The sequence below is a fragment of the Vibrio kagoshimensis genome, from assembly GCF_050337535.1.
Lineage (GTDB): Bacteria > Pseudomonadota > Gammaproteobacteria > Enterobacterales > Vibrionaceae > Vibrio > Vibrio gallaecicus.
On the sequence record NZ_JAKJSZ010000007.1, the window covers coordinates 182,105 to 197,926 of the forward strand.

Sequence of the window (15,822 nt, forward strand, 5' to 3'; positions counted from 1 at the left end):
TTATGTTCTCTCCGTCTTGCTTAACCACATATTATCCATACCCTCGCCTTTAATTTGCATTGGGTAAACGTGCTCGGTGTCATCCACGCTAATATCGACAAACACTAAACGATCTTTCATTGATAGTGCTTTTTCTAAACCTGCCTCTAACTCATCAGGAGAAGAAATACGCATACCGACATGACCATACGCTTCTGCGATTGCAGCAAAATCTGGAACTGAGTCCATATATGAATTTGAGTGGCGACCTTGATAAACAATGTCTTGCCACTGCTTCACCATTCCTAAGAATCGATTGTTTAGGTTGATGATCTTAACTGGAATATTGTATTGAAGAGCCGTAGAAAGCTCTTGGATATTCATTTGAATACTGCCATCACCCGTTACGACAACGACTTCTTCTTCCGGTTTAGCGAATTTAACACCCATACCAGCAGGCAGACCGAAGCCCATAGTGCCAAGACCACCAGAGTTAATCCAACGACGTGGTTTATTAAATGGATAGTACAGAGCAGCAAACATCTGATGCTGACCTACATCTGAAGCAACATATGCATCGCCATTGGTTACTTTATGGAGTGTCTCAATAACTTGTTGTGGCTTAATACGTTCTGATGATTTCTCGTATGCAAGACAATCACGATCTTGCCATTGCTTAATTTCACTCCACCAGCTTTCCAGTGCTTGTTCATCATTCGTTCCACCTTGCTCAATCAGCAAGTTAACCATGCTCTCTAGCACTTTTTCGGCAGAACCAACGATAGGTAAATCGACTTTTACGTTTTTAGAGATCGATGATGGATCGATATCAATATGCATGATCTTCGCATCGGGGCAGTATTTTTCTAGATTATTGGTCGTGCGGTCATCAAAACGAACACCGATACCAAAAATTAAGTCTGCATTGTGCATTGCCATATTGGCTTCATACAAACCATGCATGCCCAACATGCCCAGAGAATTTTTATGTGTACCTGGAAATGCCCCAAGCCCCATCAGAGTGCTCACGACAGGTAAGTTCAACGTTTCTGCCAGTTTAAGCAATTGCTTATCGGCTTCTGAGATAACAGCTCCACCACCCACATAAAGCACTGGCTTTTTCGCTTCTAAAAGCGCTTTTAGTGCCTTTTTAATTTGGCCTTTATGACCAGTCAGAGTTGGGTTATATGAACGCATTTTGATGGTTTCTGGGTATTCATATGGAAGTTTGATCTGCGGGTTTAAAATATCTTTAGGCAGGTCAATAACCACAGGGCCAGGGCGTCCGGTAGTGGATATATAAAAAGCTTTTTTAACGACTTCAGGAATGTCTTCTGCTTTCTTTACTAGGAAACTGTGTTTAACAATCGGGCGAGATACACCCACAATGTCACATTCTTGGAAAGCGTCATTACCAATTAAGTTATTTGGTACGTTACCAGAAATAACAATCATTGGGATTGAGTCCATATAAGCGGTGGCAATACCTGTTACGGTATTGGTCGCTCCTGGACCTGAACATACCAGCACAACACCAGGCTTACCCGTTGAGCGGGTGTAACCGTCCGCCATATGGGTTGCAGCTTGCTCATGTCGTACTAATACGTGTTTAATTTCGGCTGTTTTGGCGTGCAGGGCATCATAGATATCAAGCACAGAACCACCTGGGTAGCCAAAGATTTGTTCAACACCCTCTTCAATTAGAGACTGCACAACCATCTCTGCGCCAGATAACATTGCTGTTTCAGATGATACTGAGGTCTCTGATGACACAGCAGCTTCAGGTTTTGTTGTCATATTGCTCTCCTTACCAGTTTCCATTACTGCCTGTTGAGCAGAGTGGGCTGGTTTTACATAGTCTAGGTCTTATTCGTAGCCTAATTCGAAATACTTCCACTTTTTCGGCTATGGCTGCTCTTTGTGGTAACAAGAAGCAGCGGTACGAAACAACTGTAACTTTTTATTATCATATGGTCTAACCCTGATTAATCTTTTATCTCATCAATCTACTGCTTAATACCATAAAACCACCATATAAGGCTTAGAATAACTCACTAAGCAAAATTAAAAGCCACAACCAGTCAACAAAAAAGAATAAAATATCCAATATGCCGACCTGTTTTAATTTTTTGTCCCTATTTTATCTGTGCGCTTTCGCACATTTCTTTAATGCCTAGATACAAAAAATCCCCCAATAAACGTACTTACGTTCACTGGGGGATTTTTATACAACTAAAAAATTAACTTAAGAAAAATTACTTCTCTTTCGACTTTTCAGTATACATTTCTTCGATTTCGTCCTGATACTTGTCATGAATGACCTTACGACGCAATTTCTGGGTTGGCGTTAATTCACCATCATCCATAGAGAACGCTTTAGGTAATAGCTTGAATCGTTTGACTTGTTCAAACTTAGCTAACTCATTTTGTAATCCATTCACACGCTTTTCTAGCATCTCAACAATTTGGTGATGCTTAATAAGCTCAACGCGGTCGTGATACTTGATATTCAGTTCTTTGGCATACTCTTCTAGCGAGTCATAACAAGGCACAATCAATGCAGAAACAAACTTGCGAGTGTCAGCAATCACCGCGATCTGTTCAATAAAGTGATCTTTACCAATCGCACCTTCAATAACTTGAGGAGCAATGTATTTACCACCAGATGTCTTCATCAATTCTTTAATACGATCAGTAATGAATAGGTTGCCATTTTCATCAAACTGACCCGCATCGCCCGTCTTTAAGAAACCTTGCTCATCAAATGTCTTTTCGGTTTCTTCTGGCATTTTGTAATAACCACGCATCACCATTGGACCACGAACTAAAATCTCGTTTTTGTCACCAATTTTTACTTCAGCGCCTGGCATAGCCATACCGATAGAATCAGGATTAAAGCATCGGTCGTCCCAGCATGAAACTGTTGCTGTAGTTTCTGTCATACCGTAACCAAGCTTCACGTTAATTCCAATTGCATGGAAGAAGCGTCCAATCGTCTCATCAAGCTTTGCACCACCACATGGCATAAAGTTGATGTTACCGCCAAGCAATGCACGCAATTTAGACAAAACAAGCTTGTCCGCTAGCGCATGGTTCTTCCTAAGCATGAACGATGGTGTGCGACCTTCTTGGTGACAAACAGACAGCTTTGCCCCCATGTTGACTGCCCAAGTAAACATCACTTTACGGATGAAAGGCGCTTTAGATACTTTTTCATGTATAGCTGAGAAGATTTTCTCGTAGAAGCGAGGAACTGCGCTCATCACCGTTGGCTTAACATCGCTTAATGCATCACGTACTTGCATGGTGTCTTGTAGGTAGCAATTTGTTGCACCTTTATATAAGACATAAAACGTCCACGCACGTTCGAATACGTGAGAAAGCGGAAGGAAACACAAAGACACATCATCTTGGCTTAGACTCAAACGCTCATCATGTCCTTCAAGTTGAGAACCAATGTTTGTGTAGTCAAGCATTACGCCTTTTGGTTGGCCTGTGGTACCTGATGTATAAATCAGCGTCAGCAAGTCATCCATTTGCGCATCAGCTAAACGAGTATCTAATTCAGCTTGTTGAGCTTCAACGCCGCATGCCATGAATTCAGCCCAAGACAGAGCAAAATCATGCCCTTGAGTGTCGATGCCTTCTGACATTACAACAACAGTTTCAAGCTGCTCACATTCTTCAAAAATATCCACGGCGGCATCAAATTGAGCTTGCTCACCAACGAACAGAACCTTTACATCTGCATTTTGAATAATGTAAGACGACTGAGCAGCCGTATTAGTTGGATAAATCGGTACGGTAACAAGACGAGCTTGTAATGATGCAAAGTCAGCGATTGTCCACTGAGGCATGTTATTTGAAAAGATACCGATCTTATCTTGGATTTTCAGCCCTTGAGCCAGTAACGCTAATGATAGCGTATCGATTTGCTCACCAAACTGCTGCCAGCTAATGCCTTCCCACACGTTGTTTACTTTATGTTTTAAAGCAGTGCGGCTGCCACCTTGGGCAATTTGGTCACGAAGTCTTTTTACGATATGAAAATCTAAATTGGCCATGTCTATACCTTTGGCTTACACCTGTAAGCTTTTTTGAGCGCACAAGTGTACCTTTGATCATAGAAAAGGCAACTGATGAAGCTCAAAGTTATAAGTAATAGTATGCTCAACTTTAACTTAATGATGCATTTATCACTTAACAAACAAAAAAGCCCCAAGCTAAACATTAACTTGAGGCTTTAATATCAATAAGATAGCGACTTAATTAAGTGCGACTACCTCACCGCAAATCATCATCAATTGATCTCGTAACCAAATGTGACCTTTATCTTTTTCACTTGATTCATGCCAGCTTAAGTAGCCTGAAATCGCAGCATTATCGAATGGGAAATCAATCACTTGTAGCTGCTCTTTATTCGCAGCGTTCTCTACCATCCAACGAGGAGCAATCGTCACAAGTTCAGATTGACCTACTACGTACAACACATTGCTTAAACTTGTACCTTCGTAATATGCCAAGCAATCAAGATCTCGATACGCTTGCTCAGAGAAACTGCGTTGGCCATGAATACGAGAAAGTTTCGCATGCTTTTCATCCAGCAATTCAGCCTTTGTCACTTCACCATTGATGCGTGGGTGAGATTTAGCAACAACAACCACTAATTCATCTTGAAAAATCTCTGTGCTAGAGAAACCTTGCTCGTCAAATCGAGCATAATCGATGACAAAATCGATCTCTTGGTAACGCATACGCTCAGAGAGTTGACGATCAAATTCCGCATCCATATGCAGCTGAACATTTGGTGCTTGAGTACCAATTGTCGACATAATCTTAGGTGCAAAGCGCATATCACAAGGGCTGCAAATTGCGAGCTTAAACATGCGTGAAGACGTTTCTGGAGAAAACACAGAGCTTGGTAATTCGTTACGCACAAGCTGTAGAGCCTGACGAATTGGACCGAATAATTGACGAGCTCGTTGAGTCGGTTGAATACCACGACCTTGACGCATAAACAGCTCATCATTAAACATTACCTTAAGACGCGCAACAGCATTACTTACTGCTGGTTGAGACATCCCTAAATTATGAGCTGCTCGTGTAATGTTTTGTTCTTGCATTACGGCATCAAAAACAGTTAAAAGGTTTAAATCTACTCCACGTAATGTGCTTTCCATTCTATAGCTTGCAATAGCACTCATTGCGTCTTTTTTCTCTAACATTTAGGTTGCCTCTTGTCATGTTCGACAGTGTTAAATTTGTAATGGTGTGGGAATAGATAACCACTGATTCTTATATTTGCCAGGTCGATATTTCTCGGCTGACTTCTACTATTAACCAATACTTTGCAGGCCACCAACTAGATTGATAAAGAATAATGTAATTTTACCTCACACATTAAATAACCATTAAATTTCAGCATCTTATATAATCATAAAAAAATATAAAATTGTTCAATTTTGGTTTTAAATATCCTTTGAGCTACCACTTAGATTATTGGTTACATTTGTTACAAGCCATTGAGGCTGTGTATTAATGGATAGCCCCATTCAAAAACCTCAGCTATGAATCAATTTATTGATGCATAACTTGGGAAATCGACCTTGTCCCAAAGTTGCTTTCTAAGATTGTCTTGATTCGTCCAGTCACCCGCTAAGACCCATTCAACGATGGCACTGGCAACATCTGGGTAAGTCACGATTTCCGCTTGTTCTTCATTGAGCCAGCTACGCAAAATAGCAGGGTCTAAAAAACTCATGGTTTGAGCCAGACCTAAAGCTTCCAAAGTAGCGGCATTACTACGCTGTTCAAACTGCCCATCTAAGGGTTTCAGAAGCAATTTTTTACCTAGAGTTAATGCTTCTGATGGCAATTCAAACCCACCATTAGCAACCACCCCAGAGCATTTCTTTAAGTCCATTTGGAAGTGACCGAAACTCAATGGTTTGAATACGACATTTTCAATTGTATTTTGCTCAATAACCTCAGGGTGATAACAGACAAATTGGTGTGAGATAAATTTCATCAATAATTCAGAAATTGCCTCTACATCTTCAAATGGTAGATAAACCAAAGTGAAATGTTGTTGCTCTTCTATTTTCACGCTCTCTTGATTGGTATGAACTATAGGAGGAAGAATCGGCTGATCGAAGTGATACCAATGTAAGCCTATATAATGTTCCGTTGGAGCAAAGTGCTGTATAACTGAATGCTCTATCCAGTTTCCACCAGCTTTGGGTACATCAAATCGGAAAGCATTTTGATGACTAATACCAATACAAGGGACTTTTTGCTTTCGTGCAGCCCATGCAGTCACAGGCTCAAAGTCATTCAACACCAAGTCATATTGCGTTAAATCGAGCTGGTTTATTTCTTTCGCAAATCGCCATAGATTATTTTTCCTAAAGGTCTTTGAGTACTTAACTTGCCCTTGTTCGCAATAGAACGTAAGTCCACTTCTTGTTTGGTAATTACCAAAATCTTCCATTGAAAAATATTTATTGGTATCTCTACCTGAAAACAAGAAATCAACATCAATATTCTGCTTACGAAACGCGATTGCCATTGCGCGAGCTCGGGCGATATGACCATTTCCTGTACCTTGTACACCATAGAGAATTTTCATTTTTAACGTCGACCACTCTTCTTGTTATCAATTTAGGCTATATAAGCTTTGTTATATAAGCTCTTGCTATATAAATCTGTCATGTAGAAATCTAACTATAAAACGCTGTTTATCGCCAAGTTGGCGCACGCGATGCCTAAAGCGGCACCAATTAACACATCAGTAAGGAAATGTACTCCGAGTAAAATTCGAGACGTTCCAATAGCCAATGCCCAAATTAAACAAGCTGGATATAAGCTTGGATAAAAGTGACCAATAACCGTCGCCATTAGAAAAGCTGCAGCAGAATGCCCAGAGGGCAGACTGTATTTATCGGATGGAACAATGTGAGACTGAAGTAAATCTGAAAACTCAGCAGGGCGACGCCGTTTAAGCGTATTTTTGGCTAGCCAGTAGATAGGCAGTTCAACAGCAAAAGCAGTTAAGCCCACCGCTAGGAAGTCCCCTCCATGCTGGCTATCGATAAGTACAGCGAGTAACGCAAATAATAGATATAAGTGCCCATCCCCCGTATGTGAGATAGCTTTACTGACCATTGCACTTTGGTTGCAATAGCGACTTCTTAGGCAAAATAATGAAAATGCCACATCCCAGCGGACGATTGGCTCGATAGTGCGCATGCGATCTTCCTTAGCGTTTTTGATTCCATTAACGCTAAAGTTAGGTGCAAAAAGTGACAGTTGAGTGACGATTATGAGGATAAAAAATGAACATCACTCAAACTTTGAAGATGAGAATTTGAAAAGTGATAAAACAAAAAAAGCGACTCTCGGTCGCTTTTTTTACTCGTTAATAGGCTATGCCGCCAATGGCTCGTGTTTTTTAACCATTCCGAAATCCGCCAAAATGGCATAAGCAGCGGGGATCATAAACAGCACAAGTAGAGTTGAAGCAAAAATACCAAACACTATAGATATGACCAAAGGTTGGATAACCTGGGCTTGTAAGCTTGTTTCCGTTAGTAATGGTAATAAACCAGCCGCCGTAGTCATGGATGTCAAAAATACTGCACGAAAGCGTTCACGGCTCGCCTTCACTACCGAGTCATGCACGCTATCCCCTTCATCCACATGATGCCTTATATATTGCACTAACAAGATAGAGTCATTCACTACAATACCCGCTAAAGAAACAAAACCCATCATGCTAGGCATACTAAGAGCATGTCCCAACAGCCAGTGCCCAATAACCACACCTATGAACGCGAGTGGAATAGCAAGCATCACCACTACTGGTTCTAAGTAACTTCTAAACTGGTAACTAAGAATAGCGAAAACACCAAACAGTCCGAGTAAGAAACCTTTCCCCATTGAGGCACCTGTTTTAGCCGCATCTTTAGCTTCCCCTTCAAAGTCAAAACGTAATCCAGGGTATTTACTTATGAGCTTGCCAACCTCTTCTTTTTGGAACTGAAGTAAAATTGCCGATGAACTGGCTTTCTTATTATCAATGTCACCAAAAACGCTGATCGTTCTTAATCCATCAATACGTTGAATTCGAACGTAATTTCTTTGGAAATCAAGAGTCGCTAACGTTGCTAGCGGAATCTGGCTGCCATCACTGGTTATGATCGGGAAGTTAGCAAGTTGCTGTAAGTCACCCGCTTGGGCTTTATCTAAACGCACTTCAATAGAGATATTCTCAACCCCTAATTGAATTTCATCAGCGGTTTGTCCGAAGAATGCAGCACGCAGTTGTGATGCGATCATTTGTCCATTTACGCCATAAGTTTCTGCACCATCACGTAATTTAACCAACACCTCTTCTTTACCCATGCGCATGTCATCAAGTACACCATGGACACCATCAAATCGATTCAGGTAGTTTTGTATATCGATAGACGCCGATTTCAATTCATCTAAATCATCATGCTTCACTCTGATTTCAATTGCGCGTCCACCAGGTCCCATTGTCGGTTGTTTAAATACAAGGGATATTGGATCAGCAAGCTCGCCTATATCTTCACGCCAAGCATCAATAAAATCATCAATGACAGTGTTACGGCTTTCTGACCCTCGTAAGTCCAGTCGAACCGTCGCAAGGTGAGGTCCCGATTCATTGGCATCCGCATTGGCATTGAATTGACTCGTGATATGTTCAACTAATGAGTTACCATCTTCAACTTGCTCACTCCATTCCTCATTTAGTCGCTGCGCTGAAGTGACAATTCTATCCACCACTTTTTCAGTTTGTGCTAATGAAGAGCCAGGAGGAAGAATAATGCGCGCTTCAGCAATGTCCCCATCAAGTTCAGGGAAAGGTTGGAATTTAACTAAGCCACCAACAATTAATGAAATGGATATCAGTAAGAGTGCTAGCACGCCTCCCATGAAGGCATAACGATATGCCACCACTTTTTCAACGGCATTCATCAAAGTTGTATTTCTGAAGTTCTCAAACTTCTCAAGTAATACCACTTTGAAGCGTAACGCTGGTTTTTCTTTTTTCTCTTTATGCAGAGAATGGGAAAGGTGATTTGGCAGAATTAAAAATGCTTCGACTAAACTTAATGACAACACCAAAATCAGAACCTGTGGTACCGCTTTAAGTACCGCCCCCATTTCTCCATCAAGAAACAGTAAACTTCCGAAAATACAGACGGTTGTTAAGAATGAAGACAATACACCGGGAAAGACTTTTTTAACGCCGTTATAAACCGCATCATCGACCTTCTGCCCTCTGTCGAGATGGGAAGCTATTGATTCTGCAATTACGATGGCGTCATCCATCATGATCCCGATAGCCATTAATAGACCGACAAGAGACATAATATTGATGGATAAGCCTAGGTTAGCCATCAGAAATAAGCCACCTAAGAAAGCAACAGGAAGACCTGCTGCGACCCAAAATGAATAACGTAAACTGAAGAACAACCACATAGTGGCAAACACAAGAACAATACCTTGCCAACCATTACTGACCATCATGGTCAGCCTGTCCCAAAGCACTGATGATAAATCATTGGTCATCTGTAATGTCACGCCGTCAGGAGCAACAGCACGTTGATCTTCAACAAACTGACTCACACGTTCTTTTATACGCAGCGCATCATCTTCTTTGTTCTTACTAATTTTAAGTAGTGCCGACGGTTTACCATCAAACAATACTTTCTGTTCATCTAGCTCAAACCGGTCAGTGATCGTAGCAATGTCTCTTAAGCGAATCACAGAACCATTTGCAGCAGAGCCCACTACAATATTTTCAAGCTCTACAGGGGTCACTTTTCTTTCATCAAAACGAATAAGGAAGTGTTTATCCGGCGTTTCAATGTTACCGCTCGGCAATTTAATATTTTGCCTGCCAATTTGGTCTGCAATATCACCGACCGTTAACCCAAGCTGCCGAACTGCTTGTCCATCTAATTCCACACGATATTGGTGATCAGAAAACCCACTGACTTCAACCAACGAAACCTCATAATCCAGCTTCATGATCCGCTTCAGATCTTCCGCATAAGCTTTCAAGTCAGGCCAAGAGGTATCCGCAGTAATAGCAACATCTACAACAGGCTCATTCCAGTCCAGCTCTTGAACAATAGGAGACTCGATTTCAGAAGGAAAATCATTAATAGAATTGATTTGGGTTTGAACGTCCACCAGCATACGACCAATATCGGCTTTTTCATTGAGCTTTAAAATCAGCCGAGCACTGCCTTCGATTGCCTCACATTGCGTCTCTTCTATATTAGATAAACCATCTACCGCATCTTCCATACGAATACATAAGCTTTCTTCTACTTCTTGAGGAGAAGCTCCGGGATACACGACCCCAGCCATAATGTAAGGAGGATCATAAGCGGGGAAAGTTTCTCGTTTGATCGTGGATAACGAGCTTATCCCCATAATTAATAGACCCAGCATCAACAAATTGGCTGCGGTTGGGTGGCGAGAGAAAAACTTAATCATAGTGAGCTGTCCTCTTCACTATTAAGGGTAGACTCACGCAACAGCATTCCATCAATCGCTGGCAAAATATCATTGAGGATCAGCTTATCGCCTTGCTCAAAATCACCTTCCACTACCACGGTATTATCTCGGCGATAAATCACAGAGACCGACTGCATCTTCAACCGGTTGTCTTGACCAAACATATACACGGTATCGCCATGTAATGCTCGTTCAGGTATCACCCAACTCGGGTTTGCCACACCTTCAATTTCAGCTCTTACAAACATACCATTGACTAATGGGGGCACGCTGTTAGGCATAAGCTGCGTATAGTCTTGCTGGATCTCTAAAATCACCCCCGCCGTGGCTTGATTTTCATCAACCGTTTCGCTGATACGAGCCACTTTAGCGTTCCACTGCGCATGCAAATTACCACTACTTAATTCAATAATGGCAGAAATTGGTGAAGTATCCGGAGTTGGAATACCAGATTCATCTCGGCTGAAAACTCTCAAGCTTGATGCCAACACTTGCATGTCATGGATTGATAACTGCGCTTCCACTTCCATTACATCAATACCATGCGCAATCACCATGGTTTGTTGCAAATTCACGACTTGGTTCTGTTCAATATCGACCTGTGCAATGCGCATTGCTGTAGGCAATGTCACGCTAGTTTTATCAAGTGATCGCTGAGCTTCTTGTACTTTAGATACATTAACCTTCACAACCGCTTCAGCTACGCGTTTTTCATCAGGCATCAATGCAATTTGGTTTTCGACATCAAGTACTAACTTGCGTTGAGACAGAGCGCTTTGCTCCTGGAGATCAACATCAGATTGAGAAGTGAGCCCTTTTTTACGAAGATCTTGTTTTCGTTGCAGCTCTTTATTACTGATCACTAATCGATTCTTTTCGATCTTTAGCGTCTGTTTTAAATTACTTTCTTCAAGGGTTAGTTTTGCTAAAGATGTTTGGCTGGATTTTAGATCTGCCTGAGCTTGAATCAGCTTCAGTTCGTAATCTAAAGGATCAATCCTAAGCACCTCAGTGCCCGCGGGGATCACCTGACCTTTTTCAAGGTTAGGATGGCGAAACACAATTTTACCTGTCACTTCAGCAATGGCTTTCCACTCAACCTTAGGTGTGACCTTTCCAAAACCAATCGCCAATGGTGCCATTGGCTGTTTTTCCAACATCACAGTATCGACGAGTCTAGCCCGGTCACCTGCTGGTTTGGTTGGTAAGTCTGGTCGTAAATTGGATGCAATAAAAAGAGTCACGACACCTACCGCTAGCGCAGGAAAAAACAGGAGTTTACGGTTTAATTTCATTGTTATAGTCCTTTAATAACTACGCAGATGGTTTTTCATGTACAGAAGGTTGAGATGTCAAAGGTGATGCTGTGTCAGAGTAAGATGATGATTCAGTATTAATAAACCCCGAAGTCATCAGTTGAATATTGTGTTCGATTAAGCGATTCAAAAAAGCATCATTAAGCTCGACACCATGTAAAGCAAGCAATGGTGGAGGTGCTATAAAAGGAAAAACCATTAAACTGACAAAAGATATTCTGCACAGTTTTGGGTCCATCCCCTCTTTTAAGACTCCACTTTCTAGCAACTTACCAAAAATGGCATCTTGGCAAGGTTTGGTGACATCTAGGAATACTTTTTCCAGTAATCCACGCTGTATATCGGAAGGTGGCATATTCATGACTTGAGCAATAAGGCGTGGGAATCGAGGTGTTTTAACCATTTCTCGGTAATACGTTCTCATTAAGCCTATGAAGTTTTCTTGGTTGCTGTTTTGCACCAACTTATCCATTTGCACTTTCATTGGCTCAAGCGTTTCACGGACCATACTTTCAAACAGCCCTGCTTTATTGCCAAAGTAATAACGGATCATCGCAACATTGACCCCAGCCCGTTCGGCTATCAACCGGGTCGATACTTTGTCATAAGAGTGAATGACGAATAAGTCACGAGCACTACTAATCAGTAATTCTCTCGCTTCCGTTTTATGGTGGGGTCGACCCGCTTTTCTCGATACCATCTCAGCCATGTCACTAATCTTTAAATTAATTAATCAATGATTAATTCTAGACTATCAATATAAAATGGTAAGCAGAATAATTAACCAAAAGTTAATCAATTGATTAATTAGGTACAAAAAAAGCAGCTACCTTGGTAGCTGCTTTATCCATCAGTTGTCTTTTTTACTGGTGGTTAACAGAGGTTCTCTTCCAGTACTCATAATGCATATCTTGGTTTCGACGCTCACGGTAAACTAACCCGTTGTTGTCATACCAATCATTCTGAGAAGTCCACTCTTGGATTGTTTGAACATTTTCAGAGTTATAAAGATTACCTTTTTCATGGCTGTATAAACGGCAAGCCTCTTGGGTATATGTATTACCATCTACAAAATATTCCACCGTTTCTTTTCCTGCAAAAACAGTACTCTTAGCGTACTCTGCCGTCTCCCAATCACCATACTGAGTGGAACTATCAACGGCTCGAACTTCAATGTGAGTAATTTCTGGAATTCGGTAAGTCGATTCTAATGATGCTAATTCACTTCCAGTATTAACATTGCCCCATTTAATAGCACTATCACCATTTTCTGTGGCTTCCATTCCTTGCCAGATATCATCTTGATTCACAAAGTAGCGCTCATCAAACGTGTACTGTTCAACTTGACCTTCCCAGAACAATTGACCTGAAAGACCACTTTCAAGCAAATTATCCAGACCTTGCCACGAAACATTATCATTAACTAACAAGTCCCAACGATAGTGACCAGTTTGAGTCTCTCCCCAAACAGGTGCTTTCTCTATATCAAACTCTAAAGTATCACCTGATTGTATTGGATTTAGCCCTTGTTCTAGTTCAGCTAAACACTGCTCTAATGTCACGGGTTGTTCTGCAGGTTTATTTCCAGAAACAGGGTCAACTCCGAACAGTTCACCGTTGTGAACAAAACCAGTTAACGTCTTAACATAGTCTTCGTAACCCCATATAGGCTCTCTATCAGATTTATCCTTATCTGCTAGGTTGAATTCGATGTAGCTGCGCTCTGAGCGTTGTACAACTTCATCATGATCTAAATAACTTTTAAATACTTCTTCGACATAAATATCAGCAACAGACTCATCATCAGTCGAATTTACTAAATCGTAATATCCTGAATATTCTGTAACACAGACTTCACGCTTACCATTTACGGTTTCAATGATGTCTTTACCTAAGTAAATGGTTGATAGCTGCTCATAGCGGACAGGTACATCTGGTGACCATTTATCTAAACGCTCAACATAATGCGGAGCTGATTGATTTAAAGTTAATGTCTGGTCAGCATTTGTTTCTGTCACAAAAGCCCACCAACGCTGGAAAGTATCTTTAAACCCAAGATAAATACCGCTGCTTTGATCTATGTACTCTAATTCTGAAACCAGACTCCATTCACTTGGCTCATCACCAGAATCAACTGTAATTTGATTCACAATAATGGCTTTACCAGCATGCAACCCTTTAGGCATACCTTGCTGAGTTTTAATATAAAGCTCACTTTGCATATATTGCGTTGATACATGAGAGCCAACATCAACTCTAGAAACTGCATACACCTTTCCATTCATTCTGTCTGCTACAGGAGAACCGAACTCAAAATGAGGCAAGCTATCAATACATTGACTAAGAGTCTCTGGGATAACAATAGGCTCTAATGGGTTGTTGTCTTCATCATCATTATAACCATCATCATCGTCATCATTATCAGCATTATTACCAATGCCATCTCCGTCAGTATCTACTGTTTCAGATGGGTCACTTGGAAAGGCATCTTCATTATCACCCATCCCATCATTATCGGTGTCTAAATCTTCTGTTGGATCGGTAGGAAAAGCGTCTTTATTATCCCCAACACCGTCGCCATCCGTATCTTTATTCTCAGACGGGTCTAGCGGGAAAGCATCATACTCATCAGCAACACCGTCACCATCATCATCAGTATCTGCATTATTACCAATTCCATCATTATCTGTATCAACAGATTCTAATGGATCTAATGGGAATGCGTCTTCCTCATCCACAGCACCATCATTATCATCATCCAAGTCAGCATTATTACCAATTCCATCGTTATCGGAGTCTAATGACTCATTAGGATCTTCTGGGAATGCATCTTCATTATCACCAACGCCATCTTTATCTGTGTCAGTGTTTTCCTCCGGATCCAGTGGAAAAGCATCTTCTTTATCACCAACCCCATCACCATCAGTATCAATAATTAATGGATTCGTACCAAGCTTGCTTTCTTCAATATCAGATAAGCCATCATTGTCATCATCAAGATCGGAATTGTTACCTATATCATCTTTATCCGTATCAACTGATTCTTTTGAGTCTAATGGAAATACATCCTTTTCATCTTCAACACCATCACCATCATCATCAAGATCAGAGTTGTTGCCTAAACCATCCTTATCTGTGTCATACCATTCCGTAGAATCTTCTGGAAATGCATCCAATTCATCGATAATCCAATCGCCATCAGTATCTGTATTAATAACTTGAACTGGCGGCAGCTGATCTGAAGGGTCATCAATAACAATACTTCCAATCGGCGTGTCTTTTACAACATCGTTAATGATCTTAGCTTCATTCACTAAAGCTTCAGGTGTTGTCATATCTTCTATATCATCAGGAACAATACCTGACTCAACCAATGAAACAGCACTTTGAGATACTTTCAGAGCACCTTCTGACTGTGATTTTTTGTAATCAGAAATGACAGCTTCAGATGACACCCCTAAATCAGATGCCACTTCCTCCACAGCTTGTTGATACTTTTCAGAATCACTTTGGTAAACAGATACCGAAGTGCGAACCTTGGCTTCAACTAAGGTAGTTAAGGGAGTAATCACATCGCCTTCAAACGCTGTCATCAACAAATCTTTAGTGATTGCTTTACCGTGATCTTTATCTACGGCCTTACCTGCAATCGCTTTAGCTACTAATTGATAATCAGATAAATCTCCGATATCGCTAATATTAATTTCAGCAATGCCTTCTGAGTTTGTAAAAGCAAACAGCTCCCTACTATCTAAACGGTAGTTCAGAGAACCATTTTGGTCTTTTTTATCTAACCAAACTTTCGCACCTTCCAAGTAACCGTCAATAACAGTCACCTTTAACAGGTTTGGATTAACTGGTGTAGAAGAATCACTACTCCCTCCACCACAGCCAGAAAGTAATAAGGCACCGCCAATAGCGACAGCTAAACGAGATTTATTAATCATAACTTCACCATGTGATTTATAGTATG

At 41.0% G+C, this 15,822-nt stretch carries 9 protein-coding genes; all 9 read right to left on the bottom strand.

The window, feature by feature from the left end; all coding sequences use genetic code 11:
* The 9 genes from L4C37_RS08400 to L4C37_RS08440 all read right to left on the bottom strand — a co-directional run bounded on the left by L4C37_RS08400 (position 1) and on the right by L4C37_RS08440 (position 15,796).
* Positions 1–1,776 carry an acetolactate synthase 3 large subunit gene (locus L4C37_RS08400; RefSeq protein WP_180033731.1) on the bottom strand — a complete coding sequence of 592 codons (1,776 nt, stop codon included), beginning with the start codon at positions 1,774–1,776 and terminating at the stop codon, positions 1–3.
* A 458-nt stretch (positions 1,777–2,234) separates the two neighbouring features.
* The gene (locus L4C37_RS08405) at positions 2,235–4,043 is read right to left on the bottom strand and encodes an AMP-dependent synthetase/ligase (RefSeq protein WP_429768324.1); all 1,809 of its coding nucleotides are present in this window, start codon (positions 4,041–4,043) and stop codon (positions 2,235–2,237) included.
* Between the two features lie 201 nt (positions 4,044–4,244).
* A complete protein-coding gene (gene leuO / locus L4C37_RS08410) occupies positions 4,245–5,204 on the bottom strand; it encodes a transcriptional regulator LeuO (RefSeq protein WP_137374442.1) in 960 nt (319 codons plus the stop codon).
* Between the two features lie 347 nt (positions 5,205–5,551).
* Entirely contained in the window at positions 5,552–6,607 is a 1,056-nt protein-coding gene (locus L4C37_RS08415; RefSeq protein ID WP_137374441.1) for an MJ1255/VC2487 family glycosyltransferase, read from the bottom strand.
* A gap of 95 nt (positions 6,608–6,702) precedes the next feature.
* Positions 6,703–7,227 (bottom strand): phosphatase PAP2 family protein, encoded by a 525-nt coding sequence (locus tag L4C37_RS08420; RefSeq protein WP_273295095.1) that lies wholly within the window; start codon positions 7,225–7,227, stop codon positions 6,703–6,705.
* A gap of 177 nt (positions 7,228–7,404) precedes the next feature.
* Complete coding sequence (locus L4C37_RS08425; RefSeq protein ID WP_273295093.1) at positions 7,405–10,512, bottom strand: efflux RND transporter permease subunit; 3,108 nt, start codon at positions 10,510–10,512, stop codon at positions 7,405–7,407.
* Entirely contained in the window at positions 10,509–11,828 is a 1,320-nt protein-coding gene (locus L4C37_RS08430) for an efflux RND transporter periplasmic adaptor subunit (protein WP_429768326.1), read from the bottom strand. The genes L4C37_RS08425 and L4C37_RS08430 overlap by 4 nt, the downstream gene beginning before the upstream one ends.
* A gap of 19 nt (positions 11,829–11,847) precedes the next feature.
* Positions 11,848–12,549: a TetR/AcrR family transcriptional regulator gene (locus L4C37_RS08435; protein ID WP_273296971.1), complete on the bottom strand. Its 702-nt coding sequence runs from the start codon at positions 12,547–12,549 to the stop codon at positions 11,848–11,850.
* A 163-nt stretch (positions 12,550–12,712) separates the two neighbouring features.
* Positions 12,713–15,796, bottom strand: coding sequence for a thrombospondin type 3 repeat-containing protein (locus L4C37_RS08440; protein ID WP_429768327.1), 3,084 nt, complete (start codon positions 15,794–15,796; stop codon positions 12,713–12,715).
* Between the last annotated feature and the right edge of the window lie 26 nt (positions 15,797–15,822).